At 51.3% G+C, this 18483-nt stretch carries 16 protein-coding genes; 11 read left to right on the top strand and 5 right to left on the bottom strand.

The window, feature by feature from the left end:
- Positions 1 to 33 precede the first annotated feature (33 nt).
- Positions 34 to 492 carry a YchJ family protein gene (locus MX657_RS12895; protein ID WP_080329353.1) on the bottom strand — a complete coding sequence of 153 codons (459 nt, stop codon included), beginning with the start codon at positions 490 to 492 and terminating at the stop codon, positions 34 to 36.
- Positions 493 to 606: 114 nt separating this feature from the next.
- Here MX657_RS12895 and rssA point away from each other — a divergent pair, with 114 nt between their 5' ends.
- The 3 genes from rssA to galU all read left to right on the top strand — a co-directional run bounded on the left by rssA (position 607) and on the right by galU (position 3723).
- A complete protein-coding gene (gene rssA / locus MX657_RS12890) occupies positions 607 to 1509 on the top strand; it encodes a patatin-like phospholipase RssA (protein WP_217478770.1) in 903 nt (300 codons plus the stop codon).
- Positions 1510 to 1600: 91 nt separating this feature from the next.
- Positions 1601 to 2614, top strand: coding sequence for a two-component system response regulator RssB (gene rssB / locus MX657_RS12885; protein ID WP_346805933.1), 1014 nt, complete (start codon positions 1601 to 1603; stop codon positions 2612 to 2614).
- A 200-nt stretch (positions 2615 to 2814) separates the two neighbouring features.
- Complete coding sequence (gene galU / locus MX657_RS12880; protein WP_080329350.1) at positions 2815 to 3723, top strand: UTP--glucose-1-phosphate uridylyltransferase GalU; 909 nt, start codon at positions 2815 to 2817, stop codon at positions 3721 to 3723.
- A gap of 199 nt (positions 3724 to 3922) precedes the next feature.
- On the opposite strand, the gene hns is transcribed toward galU, so the two are convergent.
- On the bottom strand, positions 3923 to 4336 hold the full coding sequence (gene hns / locus MX657_RS12875; RefSeq protein ID WP_008502781.1) for a histone-like nucleoid-structuring protein H-NS: 414 nt from the start codon (positions 4334 to 4336) through the stop codon (positions 3923 to 3925).
- 548 nt (positions 4337 to 4884) lie between these two features.
- Between hns and tdk the strand changes: the two genes are divergently transcribed.
- A complete protein-coding gene (tdk, locus tag MX657_RS12870; RefSeq protein ID WP_346805932.1) occupies positions 4885 to 5499 on the top strand; it encodes a thymidine kinase in 615 nt (204 codons plus the stop codon).
- Positions 5500 to 5564: 65 nt separating this feature from the next.
- Here tdk and adhE read toward each other — a convergent pair whose 3' ends face one another.
- Positions 5565 to 8243: a bifunctional acetaldehyde-CoA/alcohol dehydrogenase gene (gene adhE, locus MX657_RS12865; protein ID WP_346805931.1), complete on the bottom strand. Its 2679-nt coding sequence runs from the start codon at positions 8241 to 8243 to the stop codon at positions 5565 to 5567.
- Between the two features lie 479 nt (positions 8244 to 8722).
- Between adhE and MX657_RS12860 the strand changes: the two genes are divergently transcribed.
- The 7 genes from MX657_RS12860 (at position 8723) to MX657_RS12830 (ending at position 16612) form a co-directional block, all read left to right on the top strand.
- Positions 8723 to 9370: a YchE family NAAT transporter gene (locus MX657_RS12860; protein ID WP_080329348.1), complete on the top strand. Its 648-nt coding sequence runs from the start codon at positions 8723 to 8725 to the stop codon at positions 9368 to 9370.
- Between the two features lie 773 nt (positions 9371 to 10143).
- Complete coding sequence (gene oppA, locus MX657_RS12855) at positions 10144 to 11775, top strand: oligopeptide ABC transporter substrate-binding protein OppA (protein ID WP_080329347.1); 1632 nt, start codon at positions 10144 to 10146, stop codon at positions 11773 to 11775.
- An 83-nt stretch (positions 11776 to 11858) separates the two neighbouring features.
- A complete protein-coding gene (gene oppB / locus MX657_RS12850) occupies positions 11859 to 12779 on the top strand; it encodes an oligopeptide ABC transporter permease OppB (protein WP_028013429.1) in 921 nt (306 codons plus the stop codon).
- Positions 12780 to 12793: 14 nt separating this feature from the next.
- On the top strand, positions 12794 to 13702 hold the full coding sequence (gene oppC, locus MX657_RS12845) for an oligopeptide ABC transporter permease OppC (protein WP_080329346.1): 909 nt from the start codon (positions 12794 to 12796) through the stop codon (positions 13700 to 13702).
- 11 nt (positions 13703 to 13713) lie between these two features.
- Positions 13714 to 14727 (top strand): ABC transporter ATP-binding protein, encoded by a 1014-nt coding sequence (locus MX657_RS12840; protein ID WP_080329345.1) that lies wholly within the window; start codon positions 13714 to 13716, stop codon positions 14725 to 14727.
- Complete coding sequence (gene oppF / locus MX657_RS12835) at positions 14724 to 15728, top strand: murein tripeptide/oligopeptide ABC transporter ATP-binding protein OppF (RefSeq protein WP_041909608.1); 1005 nt, start codon at positions 14724 to 14726, stop codon at positions 15726 to 15728. The genes MX657_RS12840 and oppF overlap by 4 nt, the downstream gene beginning before the upstream one ends.
- 14 nt (positions 15729 to 15742) lie before the next feature.
- Positions 15743 to 16612 carry an ion transporter gene (locus MX657_RS12830; RefSeq protein ID WP_346805930.1) on the top strand — a complete coding sequence of 290 codons (870 nt, stop codon included), beginning with the start codon at positions 15743 to 15745 and terminating at the stop codon, positions 16610 to 16612.
- Between the two features lie 31 nt (positions 16613 to 16643).
- Here the strand turns inward: MX657_RS12830 and MX657_RS12825 are convergent, their stop codons facing one another.
- Both MX657_RS12825 and cls read right to left on the bottom strand, forming a co-directional pair.
- Positions 16644 to 16973 carry an HI1450 family dsDNA-mimic protein gene (locus MX657_RS12825; protein WP_006810881.1) on the bottom strand — a complete coding sequence of 110 codons (330 nt, stop codon included), beginning with the start codon at positions 16971 to 16973 and terminating at the stop codon, positions 16644 to 16646.
- 33 nt (positions 16974 to 17006) lie between these two features.
- Complete coding sequence (gene cls, locus MX657_RS12820) at positions 17007 to 18467, bottom strand: cardiolipin synthase (protein ID WP_119915819.1); 1461 nt, start codon at positions 18465 to 18467, stop codon at positions 17007 to 17009.
- Between the last annotated feature and the right edge of the window lie 16 nt (positions 18468 to 18483).

The raw sequence follows: 18483 nt of genomic DNA, 5'->3' as shown, positions 1-18483 counted from the left end.
TGTTTGTATTTGCGAAGTCTGGGTTGTCAGGCGTTACTGCCCGCAACACTTTTTAAATTTTTTACCTGAACCACAAGGGCAGGGATCGTTACGACCAAACTGTGGGCGCGTACCGTCAATATAATACCACTGCCCGCTTTCCTTTAAGAACCGGGAACGCTCGATAATGGCGCCGGGCTTATTGTTCTCGGTGAAACGGGCAACAAAGCTGACAAAGCCTTCGTCGTCATGGCTGCCGGGGGACGATTCAAAGACGGTAAGCCCAAGCCAATGGGTGTTGGCGAACCCGGCTTCGATCTCCTGTCTGAAATCGGCGGCGTGGCAGGACGGATGCCACGTTTTTATCAGGTAGTCTGCGTCTTTGATCACAAAAGCAGTATACCGTGAACGCATGAGGTGTGACGGGTCCGGTGCAACCTGATCGCCAGAAAGATATCGCTGGCAACATAGGCTATACTCCAGAGCGCTACCACAGGGGCAGAGTTGAGACACGATTCTCTTCCTGGAACAAAAAATAAGGGCGTAAAACGCTTCGGGTAGCGCTATGTTAACTGAGCAGTTGCGTTGACGCTATGTCAGGAATCCAGGGGAAGTAAAACAGGGCTAATGAGAAAGGTTAAAATTGGACTGGCGCTGGGCTCAGGTGCAGCCCGGGGATGGTCTCATATCGGCGTTATTAATGCCTTAAACAAGATGGGCGTTGACGTTGATATCGTTGCAGGGTGTTCAATCGGATCGCTTGTCGGCTCTGCCTACGCGTGCGGCAAGCTCCCGGAACTTGAAAGCTGGGTGCGCTCCTTCAGCTATTGGGACGTGCTGCGTCTGATGGACCTCTCCTGGCAGCGCGGTGGACTGTTGCGCGGTGAACGCGTCTTTAACCAGTTCCGCCAGGTTATGCCTCTCGAAGACTTCACTGATTGTCAGATGCCATTCGGCGCCGTCGCAACCAATCTCAGCACAGGCCGTGAACTCTGGCTCACCGAAGGGGATATTCACCTTGCCGTGCGTGCTTCGTGCAGTATCCCTGGATTAATGGCTCCTGTACCCCATAACGGTTACTGGCTTGTCGATGGTGGCGTCGTTAACCCGGTCCCCATCTCTCTGACGCGTGCCATGGGGGCCGACATCGTTATCGCCGTGGATTTACAGCACGACGCTCACCTGATGCAGCAAGACCTTATGCCGGTCAACCTCCAGAACGAAGATGCCGAAGTCGAGAAGCTTGCCTGGCACGAACGTTTGCGCGGAAGAATTGGCCGCCTCGCCGCACGACGCTCAATAGCTGCACCGACGGCGATGGAAATTATGACCACCTCAATTCAGGTTCTTGAGAATCGCCTTAAGCGTAACCGTATGGCAGGCGATCCTCCGGATATTCTTATTCAGCCATACTGTCCGCAAATCTCTACCCTTGATTTCCATCGGGCTGAGGCCGCCATCGCAGCGGGCTCGCTAGCCGTCGAAAAGAAAATAGATGAGTTGCTGCCTTTTGTGCGAACCGCACGTTAAGCACCTTTTTTTGACTACTTCAGCAAAATCTGACAGGCGATAGTGCCGATAGCATGCCACTATTTAGTAACTGTCAGCCAGGGGAGGAACCATGACGCAGCCATTGGCCGGAAAACACATTTTGATTGTTGAAGACGAGCCCGTTTTCCGATCGCTACTGGATTCGTGGTTATCATCACTGGGAGCAAACACTTCTCTGGCTGAAGATGGCATCGATGCGCTGGAAAAAATGACTCGCATCACGCCCGACCTGATGATTTGCGACATCGCGATGCCGCGAATGAATGGAGTCAAGCTGGTTGAGCATCTTCGCAATGAGGGCGATCAGATGCCCATTCTGGTGATCTCGGCGACAGAGAATATGGCGGATATTGCTAAAGCTTTGCGGCTGGGCGTTCAGGATATCCTGCTTAAACCCGTTAAGGATCTCAACCGGCTGCGTGAAACGGTATTAGCCTGTCTTTATCCAAATATGTTTAATTCCCGGGTTGAGGAAGAGGAACGTCTTTTTCAGGACTGGGATGCGCTGGTGAGTAATCCACCTGCCGCGGCGAAACTGTTGCAAGAACTTCAACCTCCCGTGCAGCAAACTATTTCCCACTGCCGCGTAAATTATCGTCAGCTGGTGGCAGCTGACCAGCCCGGGCTGGTGCTGGATATCGCGCCGCTGTCGGATTCTGATCTCGCATTTTATTCTCTGGATGTCACACGTGCAGGGGATAATGGCGTATTAGCCGCATTGTTACTTCGTGCGCTATTTAATGGTTTATTGCAAGAACAGTTATCGCATCAGGGGCAACGGCTTCCTGAGTTAGGCAGTTTACTCAAACAGGTAAACCAGCTTTTTCGCCAGGCTAATTTGCCCGGACAGTTTCCACTGTTGGTCGGTTATTACCACAGTGGCTTAAAGAATCTTATCCTCGTTTCAGCAGGTCTCAACGCGTCACTGAATACCGGCGAACATCATATTCAGGTAAGTAACGGCGTGCCGCTTGGGACACTGGGAACGGCGTATCTTAATCAAATTAGCCATCGCTGTTCCTCCTGGCAGTGCCAAATTTGGGGCGCCGGAGGACGGCTACGCTTAATGTTGTCCACGGAATAAGCAATTGGATCTTAATTTTAAGATTGCTTTACCTGTGTTTTCTCGGGAGTGCTACTATCGCTGCCCAGATTCATGCGTATTTGTCCTAATTGATCGGCAACGCGTTCTTTTCAGACCCGGATTGCGGGGCGAGGCTGATATACTCAACGCGTTATTTATTGCATAAAAGTTCAAAACTTGAACAGCTCAGGAGAATTTGAATGGCTGCCCTAAATTCGAAAGTCAGAAAGGCCGTCATCCCGGTAGCGGGATTGGGGACCAGGATGTTACCAGCAACTAAGGCGATCCCTAAAGAGATGCTGCCTCTGGTTGATAAGCCATTAATCCAGTATGTCGTTAACGAATGTATCGCGGCTGGCATTACTGAAATTGTGCTGGTTACGCATTCATCAAAAAACTCTATCGAAAACCACTTCGATACAAGTTTTGAACTCGAAGCCATGCTGGAAAAACGCGTTAAGCGTCAGCTGTTAGAAGAAGTTCAGTCTATTTGCCCTCCACACGTTACTATTATGCAGGTTCGTCAGGGGCTGGCGAAAGGTCTGGGCCACGCGGTTATGTGCGCACATCCTGTTGTGGGTGATGAGCCTGTCGCGGTCATTCTGCCTGACGTTATTCTGGATGAATACGAATCCGATCTTTCTCAGGATAACCTGGCTGAGATGATCCATCGCTTCGACGAAACGGGCTGCAGCCAGATCATGGTTGAACCTGTTGAAGACGTGACAGCTTACGGTGTGGTTGACTGCAAAGGCGTGAACCTTGAGCCAGGCGAAAGCGTGCCAATGGTTGGTGTTGTAGAGAAGCCTAAAGCTGCCGTGGCGCCGTCTAATCTGGCGGTAGTGGGTCGCTATGTCCTGAGTGCTGAAATCTGGCCTCTGCTGGCGAAAACGCCTCCAGGAGCGGGTGATGAAATCCAGCTGACGGATGCCATTGATATGCTGATCGAGAAAGAGACCGTTGAGGCTTACCATATGAAAGGTAAGAGCCATGACTGCGGTAATAAGCTCGGTTATATGCAGGCATTCGTTGAATATGGCATTCGCCACAACACGCTGGGTGAAGAATTTAAAGCCTGGCTCAAAGAGAGTATGGGTATTAAGAAATAACCCTGGGTGTAAATGTCTGAAACCGGTGTGGCACTCCCCGCCGGTTTTTTTATGCCCGTAAGACGCCAGGAGATGCCTGATTGTAAGCAAAGCTAAATAGCCGAATAACGCTTTATGACGGAGTGTAAGAGGATGTTTGCGATAAATTGTGGTTAAAAAAAATCCCGCATAAAGCGGGATTTTTCTGAATTCGACAAGATTAATCCTTGATCAGGAAGTCATCCAGCTGTTTACCTTGCTCATCCATGGCTTTCTTGATTACAGCAGGAGTGCGGCCCTGGCCAGTCCAGGTTTTAGTTTCGCCGTTCTCGTCAACGTAGCTATATTTAGCAGGACGGGCAGCGCGTTTTGCTTTGGTGCCGGTTTTAGCTGCAGCCATGCTGTTCAGCAATTCATTTGGATCGATACCATCAGCAATCAGCATTTCACGATATTGCTGCAGTTTACGTGTACGCTCTTCGATTTCAGCAGCAGCAGCGCTTTCTTCTTCACGGCGTTCATTAACTACAACTTCTAATTTTTCCAGCATTTCTTCGAGCGTTTCAAGGGTACATTCTCTTGCCTGCGCACGAAGAGTACGGATGTTGTTCAGAATTTTAAGTGCTTCGCTCATTGTAGTAATCTCAAACTTATAATGGGGGGTGGTTTGTTGACCTAATAATAGAGCCATAAATTCAGTTGTGCAATAGCCAGCAATGTAAGGAATTCAAAAAATACTAAATAAAGCCGCTATTATTAATTACGCTAACTTAAATTTCCTCTTCGCCAGTCTCGCTTGTTATCACGTAAACCTGCTTAACCCGGCCGCTTGCATCTTTTTTTTGTGACATTTACCGCAGGAATTATAGTTGCGGCGGATAAATATCAGCCTTTTGTATTAGTTCCAGGCAGCAGCGTTAAGGCTGGAATAGTTAATAAATAGTGAATTTTAATGAACGCGGATTCCACTATAAAAAGAAGTGTTATGTTTGGCTAACCATATAACATATTCCCCAGCGGAACTGACTTTACTCTCTGTTTTAACGGATTATTTTCGTTAAAAGAGGGCGTGTTGTCTCGCTCTGTGCGGCATCGTCTGTGCGGCCTGTCACTGATGACCAGACAAAATATGGTACAATGACTCATCGGGAATATTACACATTGATTAGGGTTTTACGGCCAATGGCACAACTTTATTTCTACTATTCGGCAATGAATGCAGGGAAATCCACCGCACTGCTGCAATCCTCCTACAATTACCAGGAGCGGGGGATGCGTACCGTTGTATATACGGCTGAAATCGACGATCGCTTCGGTGCAGGGAAGGTGAGTTCCAGAATAGGCCTCTCGTCGCCTGCCAGGCTATTTAACCCGCAAACTGACCTGCTGGAGGACATCCGGACTGCGCATACTTCAGAGCCCATTCATTGCGTTCTGGTTGATGAGAGTCAGTTCCTGACGCGAGAACAGGTTCATGCGCTCTCAGAAGTAGTCGATGAGCTTGATATCCCCGTCCTTTGCTATGGCTTGCGTACGGACTTCCGCGGGGAGCTGTTTGCAGGAAGCCAGTATTTGCTCGCCTGGTCGGATAAACTGGTTGAACTGAAGACTATCTGCTTCTGCGGCCGCAAAGCCAGCATGGTGCTGCGTCTCGACCAGGCCGGAAAACCTTATGCGGATGGTGAGCAGGTGGTGATAGGCGGTAATGAGCGTTATGTGTCGGTCTGCCATAAGCATTATAAGGAAGCGTTGTCCGTAGGCTCGCTGACGGCGATTCAGCACGATAACCGAAAATAATATCTGCTGTTATTCAGACATAAAAAAACCCGCCATTCAGGCGGGTTTTTTCATCAGGCTGTCAGTTAAGCGCTTTTCTTCGCTTTCTTATCAGCTTTAATGACTGGAGCTTCTGTTTTAACAGCTGCAACGTCACCTTCTTTGAACTCACGACCGTAGTAGGTATCCAGCAGAATCTGTTTCAGCTCGGAGATCAGTGGGTAGCGCGGGTTAGCACCTGTACACTGGTCATCGAATGCATCTTCAGACAGCTTGTCTACGTGAGCAAGGAAGTCAGCTTCCTGAACGCCTGCTTCACGGATAGATTTAGGAATACCCAGTTCAGCTTTCAGGCTTTCCAGCCATGCCAGCAGTTTCTCAATCTTCGCAGCAGTACGGTCGCCCGGTGCGCTCAGACCAAGGTGGTCAGCGATTTCAGCATAACGACGACGCGCTTGCGGACGGTCGTACTGGCTGAACGCAGTCTGCTTGGTTGGGTTGTCGTTAGCGTTATAGCGGATAACGTTGCTGATCAACAGGGCGTTCGCCAGACCGTGAGGAATGTGGAACTGAGAACCCAGTTTGTGTGCCATAGAGTGGCAAACACCCAGGAAGGCGTTAGCAAACGCGATACCGGCGATGGTTGCTGCACTGTGGACGCGTTCACGTGCTACAGGGTTTTTAGAACCTTCGTTGTAGGACGCTGGCAGGTTTTCTTTCAGCAGTTTCAGAGCCTGCAGAGCCTGACCGTCAGAGAACTCAGACGCCAGCACAGAAACGTAAGCTTCCAGCGCGTGAGTCACCGCATCCAGACCACCGAACGCACACAGTGATTTCGGCATTTCCATGACCAGGTTGGCATCAACGATAGCCATATCTGGCGTCAGCGCGTAGTCAGCCAGTGGGTATTTCTGACCGGTTGCATCATCTGTTACTACCGCGAATGGCGTCACTTCAGAACCGGTACCGGAAGTGGTGGTGACTGCGATCAGTTTCGCTTTCACGCCCATTTTCGGGAACTTGTAGATACGTTTACGGATGTCCATAAAGCGCAGCGCCAGCTCTTCGAAGTGGGTTTCCGGATGTTCGTACATAACCCACATGATTTTCGCGGCGTCCATTGGGGAACCACCACCCAGTGCGATAATCACATCTGGTTTGAAGGAGTTAGCCAGCTCAGCGCCTTTGCGCACAACGCTCAGGGTAGGGTCAGCTTCAACTTCAAAGAACACTTCAGTTTCAACGCCAGCCGCTTTCAGTACTGAGGTGATCTGGTCAGCGTAGCCGTTGTTGAACAGGAAACGGTCAGTCACGATGAGCGCACGTTTGTGGCCATCAGTAATCACTTCATCCAGCGCGATTGGCAGAGAGCCACGGCGGAAGTAGATAGATTTCGGAAGTTTGTGCCACAACATGTTTTCAGCTCGCTTAGCAACGGTTTTCTTGTTGATCAGGTGTTTAGGACCAACGTTTTCAGAGATGGAGTTACCACCCCAGGAACCACAACCCAGAGTCAGGGAAGGTGCGAGTTTGAAGTTATACAGGTCGCCGATACCACCCTGAGAAGCAGGGGTGTTAATCAGAATACGGGCAGTTTTCATCATCTGGCCGAAGTGGGCAACACGCTCAGGCTGGTTATCCTGGTCGGTATACAGACATGAAGTGTGACCGATACCGCCCATGGCAACCAGCTTCTCGGCTTTCTCTACCGCGTCTTCGAAGTCTTTCGCACGGTACATAGCAAGCGTTGGAGACAGTTTTTCGTGAGCAAACGGCTCGCTTTCGTCGACAACTTTAACTTCACCGATCAGGATCTTGGTGGTTGCCGGAACGGTAAAGCCTGCGAGTTCAGCGATCTTATAGGCCGGCTGACCCACGATAGCGGCGTTGAGCGCGCCATTTTTCAGGATGATGTCCTGAACCGCTTTCAGCTCTTTGCCTTGCAGCAGGTAGCCGCCGTGGCTCGCGAAACGTTCGCGTACTGCATCGTACACGGAATCAACAACAACAACAGACTGTTCAGATGCACAGATAACGCCGTTATCGAAGGTTTTAGACATCAGAACAGATGCAACAGCACGTTTGATGTCAGCGGTTTCATCGATAACAACTGGGGTGTTACCGGCGCCTACACCGATTGCTGGTTTACCGGAGCTGTATGCTGCTTTAACCATACCAGGACCACCGGTCGCCAGAATCAGGTTAATGTCCGGGTGATGCATCAGCGCGTTGGACAGCTCAACAGAAGGTTGGTCGATCCAGCCAATCAGATCTTTTGGCGCGCCCGCAGCAATTGCTGCCTGCAGAACGATGTCTGCGGCTTTATTTGTCGCGTCTTTCGCACGTGGATGTGGAGAGAAGATGATTGCGTTACGGGTCTTCAGGCTGATCAGTGATTTGAAGATAGCCGTTGAAGTTGGGTTAGTGGTTGGAACAATACCGCAAATGATGCCGATAGGTTCGGCGATAGTGATAGTCCCGAAGGTGTCGTCTTCAGACAGAACGCCACAGGTTTTCTCATCTTTATAGGCGTTGTAGATATACTCTGAAGCAAAGTGGTTTTTGATCACTTTATCTTCAACGATACCCATGCCAGATTCGGCAACGGCCATTTTAGCGAGAGGGATTCGAGCATCTGCAGCAGCCAGAGCGGCCGCGCGGAAGATTTTATCAACCTGTTCTTGGGTGAAATTGGCATATTCACGCTGGGCTTTTTTAACGCGCTCGACGAGGGCGTTCAGTTCAGCGATATTAGTAACAGCCATAATGCTCTCCTGATAATGTTTAAACTCTTTTAGTAAACCAGCGCTCGATACGTCAGACAGTATAGACAGTGCCAATACGACTTGCGTTACATAAAGTAAAACAAAGAGTTACTTTATGCTCCAGTACACTAATTTACTAAAAGAGCCTTACCTTAGCATCATCCCTTTTTGTCAGGTGACCTCCCTGGGGGCGTAATCAAGATTACTCACTTCTGAGTACGAAAATCATGATCTGCGTCAATTTTCTACCAAGCTGATACCTTTCAGCAGGGTTATTTAATGGATATTTTTCCACTGTTAATTAATTAAGTAACTATTGGAAGTGGCGCTATCATTGACTCAACATATGTTTAACATTCTGAATTGCTAACGTTTTGGCACAGATTTCTGGTGAAGTATGCTAATAAAAAGCGTATCTTCAGCGCGATTTTTCATGACAACGTAGTCAGTCCCGGGCATGCGCAATAGCGGAGCAAAACGTGATCCAATCGCTCTTTGATTTTCCAACGTATTTCAAATTTTTTATCGGTTTGTTTGCCCTGGTCAATCCGGTGGGGATCATCCCTGTCTTCATTAGTATGACCAGTTACCAGACGGCGGCGGCCCGGAACAAAACCAATCTTACCGCTAACCTGTCTGTGGCGATCATTTTGCTCACTTCGTTGTTTCTCGGTGACGCTATTCTTCAGCTCTTCGGCATCTCGATCGATTCCTTCCGTATTGCCGGCGGCATCCTGGTGGTGACCATTGCGATGTCCATGATCAGCGGTAAGCTGGGTGAGGACAAACAGAATAAGCAGGAGAAGTCGGAGACCGCTATCCGCGAAAGTATCGGCGTGGTTCCGCTGGCGCTACCTCTGATGGCGGGGCCAGGTGCCATCAGTTCTACCATTGTCTGGGGCACGCGCTACCATAGCCTCATGCACCTGATTGGTTTTTCGGTTGCCATTGCCGTTTTCGCGCTCTGTTGCTGGGGCGTATTCCGAATGGCGCCGTGGCTGGTGCGCTGGCTGGGGCAGACCGGCATTAACGTTATTACGCGTATCATGGGTCTGTTGCTGATGGCATTAGGGATTGAGTTTATCGTCACGGGTATTAAAAGCATTTTCCCCGGCTTGTTACACTAATATTTCATATGAAAGAACGGCGCTGCGGCGCCGTTTTTTTTTACGTAATTATCAGCAAATCATATAACTAAAGTTGAAATGCTCACATATCATAATAAATTCTACTAATAATGTTCATCTCATATATTTCATAGAGTTATGCATTTCGCTACGGCCCGCCTGCACATAAAATCTTCGAACGATCTGTTATTTTACTCACATGATACTCTGGGGCTTGCTGAGAGATAACCGAAATGATATTAGTAATTTCAACATTCCGTTAGACGAATGTGCTAAATAATAATCAATTGTTAAATTATTGTACAAAACCACTCGATGATAGCGCAGCGACGCGCTTGTAGAGATGATTTTCTCTATCTTATTGAATATCATGTCTTTTTAGTGATATTCAACGTCTGGCAGGGCTGCCACCAATGCTACAGCACTCACTGTAAAAGAGAATTGCTTAACAAATTTGCAAAATGTATTGGCGCGTGATTACGCCATTTGATACTTTCCGGCCTACTATTTTGCAGCATAAAACAATTAGATGAGAATTATTTTCATATAGTCCTCTTCTCAGATATCCAGCACAGGTCTCAAACAGGGGAGGCCTGTAAAGAATCGACGCAAGACGGCCATACGAGCGGTCAGTAATAAAAAAAGTCGGTGATAGCAAGAAGTAAAAAAAGAACCTGACAGCAGCAAAAAAAACTCCTGCGCTGTACAGGCCCCAACAGGGGATTAGACAGCTGGCGAAAGCCAGTAATTATAATGAGTGGAGTACCAACACAATGTCCATCATCACAAAAAAAAATCTGGTAGCGGCGGGGATTTTAACTGCGCTAATCGCGGGCAACGCTGCAATGGCTGCGGACGTGCCTGCAGGTGTGCAACTGGCTGAGAAGCAGACGCTGGTGCGTAACAACGGTGCGGAAGTTCAGTCTCTTGACCCGCATAAAATTGAAGGTGTTCCTGAGTCGAACGTTAACCGCGATCTGTTCGAAGGTCTGCTGGTCACTGACGTAGACGGCCACCCGGCACCGGGTGTGGCAGAAAAGTGGGAAAATAAAGATTTCAAAGTCTGGACCTTCCATCTGCGTAAAGATGCCAAATGGTCCGACGGAACACCGGTTACCGCCGAAGATTTCGTGTATAGCTGGCAGCGCCTGGCGAATCCAAATACCGCCTCTCCTTATGCGAGCTATCTGCAGTATGGCCACATCGCCAATATCGATGACATCATCGCCGGTAAAAAACCGGTCACCGACCTGGGCGTGAAGGCAATCGATGCCAATACCTTTGAAGTGACGTTGAGCGAACCTGTTCCGTACTTCTATAAGCTGCTGGTTCACCCGTCCGTCTCCCCGGTACCAAAATCCGCTGTAGAAAAATTTGGTGAAAAATGGACGCAGCCTGCCAATATCGTGACCAACGGCGCCTATAAGCTGAAAGACTGGGTGGTCAACGAACGTATGGTGCTGGAGCGTAACCCGCAGTACTGGGATAACGCGAAGACCGTGATTAATCAGGTCACCTACCTGCCAATTTCTTCCGAAGTGACCGACGTTAACCGCTACCGCAGCGGTGAAATCGACATGACTTATAACAACATGCCGATTGAACTGTTCCAGAAGCTGAAAAAAGAGATCCCGAAAGAAGTTCACGTCGATCCGTACCTGTGTACCTATTACTACGAAATCAACAACCAGAAAGCACCGTTCACCGACGTACGCGTTCGTACTGCGCTGAAGCTGGCACTGGATCGCGATATCATCGTGAACAAAGTGAAAAACCAGGGCGATCTGCCGGCGTACAGCTATACGCCTCCTTATACCGATGGAATGAAACTGGTTGAGCCTGAATGGTTCAAATGGTCTCAGGAAAAACGCAACGAAGAAGCGAAAAAACTGCTGGCTGAAGCAGGGTATACCGCAGACAAGCCTCTGACCTTCAACCTGCTTTACAATACGTCAGATCTGCATAAAAAACTGGCGATTGCCGTCGCGTCTATCTGGAAGAAAAACCTGGGCGTGAACGTTAAGCTGGAAAACCAGGAATGGAAAACCTTCCTCGATACGCGTCATCAGGGAACCTTCGACGTGGCGCGTGCAGGCTGGTGTGCGGACTATAACGAACCGACATCCTTCCTGAACACCATGCTCAGCGACAGTTCAAACAACACGGCGCACTATAAGAGCCCGGCGTTCGACAAGATCATCGCTGAAACGCTGAAAGTGTCTGACGATGCGCAGCGCGCAGATCTGTACGCGAAATCAGAAGAACAGCTCGATAAAGACTCTGCAATTGTACCGGTTTACTACTACGTTAACGCCCGCCTGGTGAAACCGTGGGTAGGGGGTTATACCGGTAAAGACCCGTTGGATAATATTTCCGTTAAGAATCTCTATATTATCAAGCATTAATGGCAATACGTGGGGCGGGCCTGGCTTGCCCCACTGTGTCTACTTTGTAACATTCATCAGGCACACGCCAGAAGGTACGGGCAATGTTGAAATTTATCCTGCGTCGCTGTCTAGAAGCGATACCAACGTTATTTATTCTAATTACGATTTCCTTCTTTATGATGCGTCTCGCACCGGGAAGTCCATTTACCGGTGAACGTACGTTGCCGCCAGAAGTCATGGCCAACATCGAAGCGAAGTATCACCTGAACGATCCCATCACCACCCAATACTTCAACTATCTGAAGCAGCTGGCGCACGGTGATTTTGGACCGTCATTTAAATATAAAGACTATTCCGTTAACGACCTGGTGGCCTCCAGCTTCCCGGTATCGGCAAAACTGGGTGCTGCGGCATTCATTCTGGCCGTCGTTCTCGGGGTCACCGCAGGCGTTATCGCCGCGCTCAGACAAAATACCAAATGGGATTATGCCGTAATGGGGGTGGCAATGACCGGGGTAGTCATACCCAGCTTCGTTGTCGCGCCATTACTGGTGATGATATTTGCCATCACGCTGAAATGGCTGCCCGGCGGCGGCTGGAACGGCGGGGCATTGAAGTTCATGATTTTGCCCATGGTGGCATTATCGCTGGCGTACATCGCCAGTATTGCGCGTATTACCCGTGGTTCAATGATCGAAGTGCTGCACTCTAACTTCATTCGTACCGCGCGCGCGAAAGGGCTGCCGATGCGCCGGATTATCTTCCGCCACGCGCTCAAGCCAGCGCTGCTGCCTGTCCTTTCCTATATGGGACCGGCATTCGTCGGCATCATTACGGGTTCAATGGTCATTGAAACAATATATGGCCTGCCGGGCATTGGTCAGCTGTTTGTTAACGGGGCGCTTAACCGTGACTACTCGCTTGTTCTGAGCCTCACGATCCTCGTGGGCGCGCTGACCATTCTCTTTAACGCCGTTGTCGATGTGCTGTATGCCGTTATCGACCCGAAAATCCGTTACTAACGCTGGAGCACGCCATGATGTTGAGTAAGAAAAACAGCGAGGCGCTGGAAAACTTCAGTGAAAAACTGGAAGTAGAAGGTCGTAGCCTCTGGCAGGACGCGCGCCGCCGCTTTATGCACAACCGAGCGGCGGTCGCCAGCCTGGTTGTACTGGTGATCATCGCGCTGTTTGTTACCCTGGCGCCAATGCTGTCGCAATTTACCTATTTCGATACGGACTGGGGCATGATGTCCAGCGCGCCTGATGTGGAGTCCGGCCACTATTTCGGTACCGATTCATCCGGCCGTGATTTGCTGGTGCGCGTGGCGATCGGCGGTCGTATCTCGCTGATGGTCGGCATTGCAGCCGCGCTGGTGGCGGTGATCGTGGGGACGCTCTACGGTGCGCTCTCAGGCTACCTTGGCGGTAAAGTTGACTCGGTGATGATGCGTCTGCTGGAAATCCTGAACTCCTTCCCGTTTATGTTCTTCGTCATCCTGCTGGTGACCTTCTTCGGACAGAACATCCTGTTGATCTTCGTGGCAATCGGGATGGTGTCGTGGTTGGATATGGCCCGTATCGTGCGCGGCCAGACCCTGAGCCTCAAGCGCAAAGAGTTTATCGAAGCGGCACAGGTAGGGGGTGTATCAACCAGTAATATCGTGGTTCGCCATATCGTTCCTAACGTGCTGGGCGTGGTGGTGGTTTATGCCTCACTGCTGGTGCCAAGCATGATCCTGTTTGAATCCTTCCTGAGCTTCCTGGGGCTCGGCACGCAGGAGCCACTCAGCAGTTGGGGCGCGCTGCTGAGCGATGGGGCAAACTCAATGGAAGTATCACCCTGGTTGCTGCTCTATCCGGCAGGTTTCCTGGTCGTCACCCTGTTTTGTTTTAACTTTATCGGCGATGGCCTGCGTGATGCCCTCGACCCGAAAGATCGTTAAGGAGCGCCGTCATGACAATTATTGAAACGGCCACCGCGCCACAGGCGCAGCAGCAGAGCAATCTTCTGCTGGATGTGAAAGACCTCCGCGTGACCTTTAAAACCCCGGATGGTGATGTTACCGCGGTCAACGATCTCAACTTTAACCTGCGCGCGGGCGAAACGCTCGGCATCGTGGGTGAATCCGGATCCGGGAAATCCCAGACCGCCTTTGCGCTAATGGGCTTGTTGGCTGCTAACGGTGTGATTGGCGGTTCCGCGAAATTCAACGGTCGTGAAATCCTCAACCTGCCGGAGCACGAGCTGAACAAGCTGCGCGCCGAGCAGATCTCGATGATTTTCCAGGATCCGATGACCTCGCTGAACCCGTACATGCGCGTCGGTGAGCAGCTGATGGAAGTCCTGATGCTGCACAAAGGTCTGGGCAAAGCCGAAGCCTTTGAAGAGTCGGTCAAAATGCTCGATGCGGTTAAAATGCCGGAAGCGCGCAAGCGCATGCGAATGTTCCCGCACGAGTTCTCTGGCGGTATGCGTCAGCGCGTGATGATTGCGATGGCGCTGCTGTGTCGGCCAAAGCTGCTGATTGCCGATGAACCGACCACCGCACTGGACGTCACCGTGCAGGCGCAAATCATGACCCTGCTGAACGAGCTTAAGCGCGAATTCAACACGGCGATTATTATGATCACCCACGATCTGGGCGTCGTCGCCGGTATCTGTGACAAAGTGCTGGTGATGTATGCCGGTCGTACCATGGAATACGGCAAAGCGCGCGACGTGTTCTATCAGCCTGCCCACCCGTACTCGATTGGTCTGCTGAACGCCGTACCGCGTCTTGATGCGGAAGGGGAATCCCTGCTCACCATTCCGGGCAACCCGCCAAACCTGCTGCGTCTGCCGAAAGGCTGTCCGTTCCAGCCGCGCTGCCCGCACGCGATGGAAATCTGTAACAGCGCGCCGCCGCTGGAAGAATTTGCCCCAGGCCGTCTGCGCGCCTGCTTTAAGCCGCAGGAGGAGCTGGTATGAACGCAGTAGATGAAAAACGCAACGTGCTACTCGAAATCGCTGACCTTAAGGTGCATTTCGATATCAAAGACGGCAAGCAGTGGTTCTGGCAGCCGCCGAAGACCCTGAAAGCGGTGGATGGCGTTACGCTGCGCCTGTACGAAGGGGAGACCCTGGGCGTAGTGGGCGAATCCGGCTGCGGTAAATCCACCTTTGCGCGTGCGATTATCGGTCTGGTGAAAGCCACCGGCGGCAAAGTGGCCTGGCTGGGTAAAGATCTGCTGGGCATGAAGCCCGACGAGTGGCGCGACGTGCGCAGCGATATCCAGATGATTTTCCAGGATCCGCTGGCATCATTAAACCCGCGTATGACCATCGGTGAGATTATCGCCGAGCCGCTGCGCACCTATCATCCTAAGATGCCGCGTCAGGAAGTGCGCGACCGCGTGAAGGCGATGATGCTGAAAGTCGGGCTGCTGCCTAACCTTATTAACCGTTACCCGCATGAATTTTCAGGCGGCCAGTGTCAGCGTATTGGCATCGCGCGTGCGCTTATTCTTGAGCCGAAACTGATTATCTGTGATGAACCGGTTTCCGCGCTGGACGTGTCGATTCAGGCGCAGGTGGTTAACCTGCTGCAGAAACTGCAGCGCGAAATGGGGCTGTCGCTGATCTTCATCGCGCACGACCTGGCGGTGGTAAAACACATCTCAGACCGCGTGCTTGTGATGTATCTGGGCCATGCTGTGGAACTGGGAACCTATGACGAGGTGTACCACAACCCGCTGCACCCCTATACCAAAGCGCTGATGTCGGCGGTGCCGATCCCCGATCCGGACCTGGAGAAGAATAAAACGATTCAGCTTCTGGAAGGGGAATTGCCGTCGCCGATCAATCCGCCGTCAGGCTGCGTTTTCCGTACGCGATGCCCGATGGCCGGGCCGGAATGCGCGAAAACGCGACCGGTGCTGGAAGGCAGTTTCCGACATGCGGTTTCCTGCCTGAAAGTAGACCCGCTATAATCGCAAGGGCTGACATGATGTCAGCCCTTATTTTTTGCGAGGTTACCGTGTCGCGTTTATTTACCTCAGCCCGTCGGCGGCTCTATCATCTTTTATTCGATCCTGAAACGGCATCGGGACGCCGTTTTGAAGGTCTCTGCGCGCTGTTCGCGCTACTCAGCGTAGTGGTCATCTTTATTGAGTCGGGGGTTGGTACGCAGTATCACCTGACATTTGAGGAATGGCATGCGTTTGTCTGGCTGGAGCTGATCATCACCCTGGTATTTACCGCTGAGTATATTCTGCGTGTAGTTTGCTGGCCCAATCCGGCAAAGTACGTCTTTAGCTTCTGGGGCTTTATTGATTTAGCGACGATCCTGCCGCTCTATGTGATGTGGCTGTGGCCGGAAATAAGCCTTAACTATGTTTTCGCCTGGCGAGCGATGCGCGTTATTCGGGTATTACGTATCCTGAAATTACTGCGCTTTATGCCGTCGCTGTGCGTATTCTGGAGCGCGATCGTCAGCGCACGCCACCAGCTTATTCTCTTCTATTCGTTTATTGCCATTGTCATGATTGTTTTCGGCGCGCTGATGTATTTGATAGAAGGGCCGAAATATGGTTTCACGACGCTCAACGCGTCCGTCTACTGGGCGATAGTGACCGTGACGACCGTGGGGTATGGCGATATTACGCCCCATACGCCGCTGGGGCGGATAGTGGCATCCGTGCTGATTCTGATTGGGTATTCGGTTATTGCCATCCCGACGGGGCTGATTACCACGCACATGAGTAGCGCGTTTCAGAGCCGGAAGCTGCAGCGCAAATGTCCGAACTGCCATCAGGGCGAGCATGAACACAGCGCACGGTTTTGCAACCGCTGCGGAAGCGCGTTACCGGATTAAATAAAAAAGGCTGCCATCGCAGCCTTTTTTATTATTCGCGCCAGAGAATATGGCACAGCTTGTGGTCTTTCTCGCGACAGAGCAGAACGCGCGCGAAAATATCGTTAATTTCGCCGCCATCTTCATCAGCCAGGCCAATCACCACTTCGGCGAAGAAGTCCGGATTAAGGTCGAAGTCCACATGCTCAGCCCAGTCTTCTGACGGGTCGAACAATTCGGCACCGCCACGCTCTTCGAACTGCAGATTAAATAGGATTACGTCTGCGGGATCGAGGTTATCAACCGCCAGTTCGAGAAAAATGTCGTAGGCCTGCTCAAGTGTTTCGTCTTCGGTCAGGCGATTGTTCAGATCCATTTCCATGATGACTACCTGTTAAACATCGTTGGGCACGTTTTACAGCAACGGACTAAAGAAGTAAAACAGTCGTTCAGCTATTCGCTGCCATAACGGACGTTTTACCCACAGCCTGGTATCCAGCAGGCGCGAGCGGGAGATATAGTCATCCTGAACCGCCGCCAGGTCGCCGCCAAAGCCGGCGTCGTCAATCACCAGGGTGATTTCAAAGTTGAGCCATAGGCTGCGCATGTCAAGGTTAACCGTGCCCACCAGGCTCAACTCACCGTCGACAAGGACGCTCTTGGTGTGCAGCAGCCCGCCTTCAAACTGGTAAATTTTCACCCCGGCGGCCAGTAGTTCGCTAAAGAAGGCGCGGCTGGCCCAGCCCACCAGAAGTGAGTCGTTTTTGCGTGGCAGGATGATACTGACATCGACGCCGCGCTGCGCTGCGGTACAAATAGCGTGCAGCAGATCATCGCTGGGGACAAAGTAGGGCGTCGTCATGATCAGATATTCACGCGCGGAGTAGGTTGCCGTCAGCAGCGCCTGGTGAATCAAGTCCTCCGGGAAGCCCGGTCCGGAAGCAATGGTGTGGATCGTATGACCGCTGGCCTCTTCAAACGGCATGATATTGCCGTCCGGCGGTGGCGGAAGAATACGTTTGCCGGTCTCTATCTCCCAGTCGCAGGAGTAGACAATCCCCATCGAGGTGGCAATCGGCCCCTCCATGCGTGCCATCAGATCAACCCATTGTCCAACGCCGGAGTCCTGTTTAAAGAAGCGCGGGTCAACCATGTTCATACTGCCGGTGTAGGCAATATAGTTATCGATCATGACCATTTTGCGGTGCTGGCGAAGGTCCATCCGGCGCAAAAACACGCGCAGAAGATTAACTTTCAGCGCCTCAACCACCTCAATACCAGCATTGCGCATCATGCCCGCCCAGGGGCTACGGAAAAATGCCACGCTGCCCGCAGAGTCAAGCATCAGGCGACAATGAATGCCCCGGCGCGCGGCCGCCATCAGAGATTCAGCGACCTGGTCTGCCATGCCGCCAGGCTGCCAGATATAAAACACCATCTCTATATTATGACGGGCCAGCTGAATATCGCGGATTAACGCCTGCATGACATCATCGGATGATGTCATTAGCTGGAGCTGATTGCCCTTAACACCGCCAATCCCCTGACGGCGCTCGCAGAGTTTGAACAGCGAGGAGGCGACGCTGCTGTTCTCCTCGGCAAAGATGTGCTTGCAGGCTTTGAGATCGTTAAGCCACTTCGCGGTGGAAGGCCACATGGCGCGCGCTCGTTCGGCGCGTCGTTTACCCAGATGAAGTTCACCGAAAGAGAGATAGGCAATAATTCCCACCAGTGGGAGGATGTAAATGATCAGAAGCCAGGCCATGGCAGAGGGTACGGCTCTGCGCTTCATCAGGATGCGTAACGTCACACCCGCGATTAACAGCCAGTATCCCAGAATGACCAGCCAACTCACCACGGTGTAGAAGGTTGTCATAGGTAAAAAATCCTTT

Origin of the sequence: Enterobacter chuandaensis (assembly GCF_039718975.1) — a bacterium.
Taxonomy (GTDB): domain Bacteria; phylum Pseudomonadota; class Gammaproteobacteria; order Enterobacterales; family Enterobacteriaceae; genus Enterobacter; species Enterobacter chuandaensis.
The sequence above is the reverse complement of the archived record's forward strand: the minus strand, read 5'-3'. Positions and strand labels throughout refer to the sequence as shown.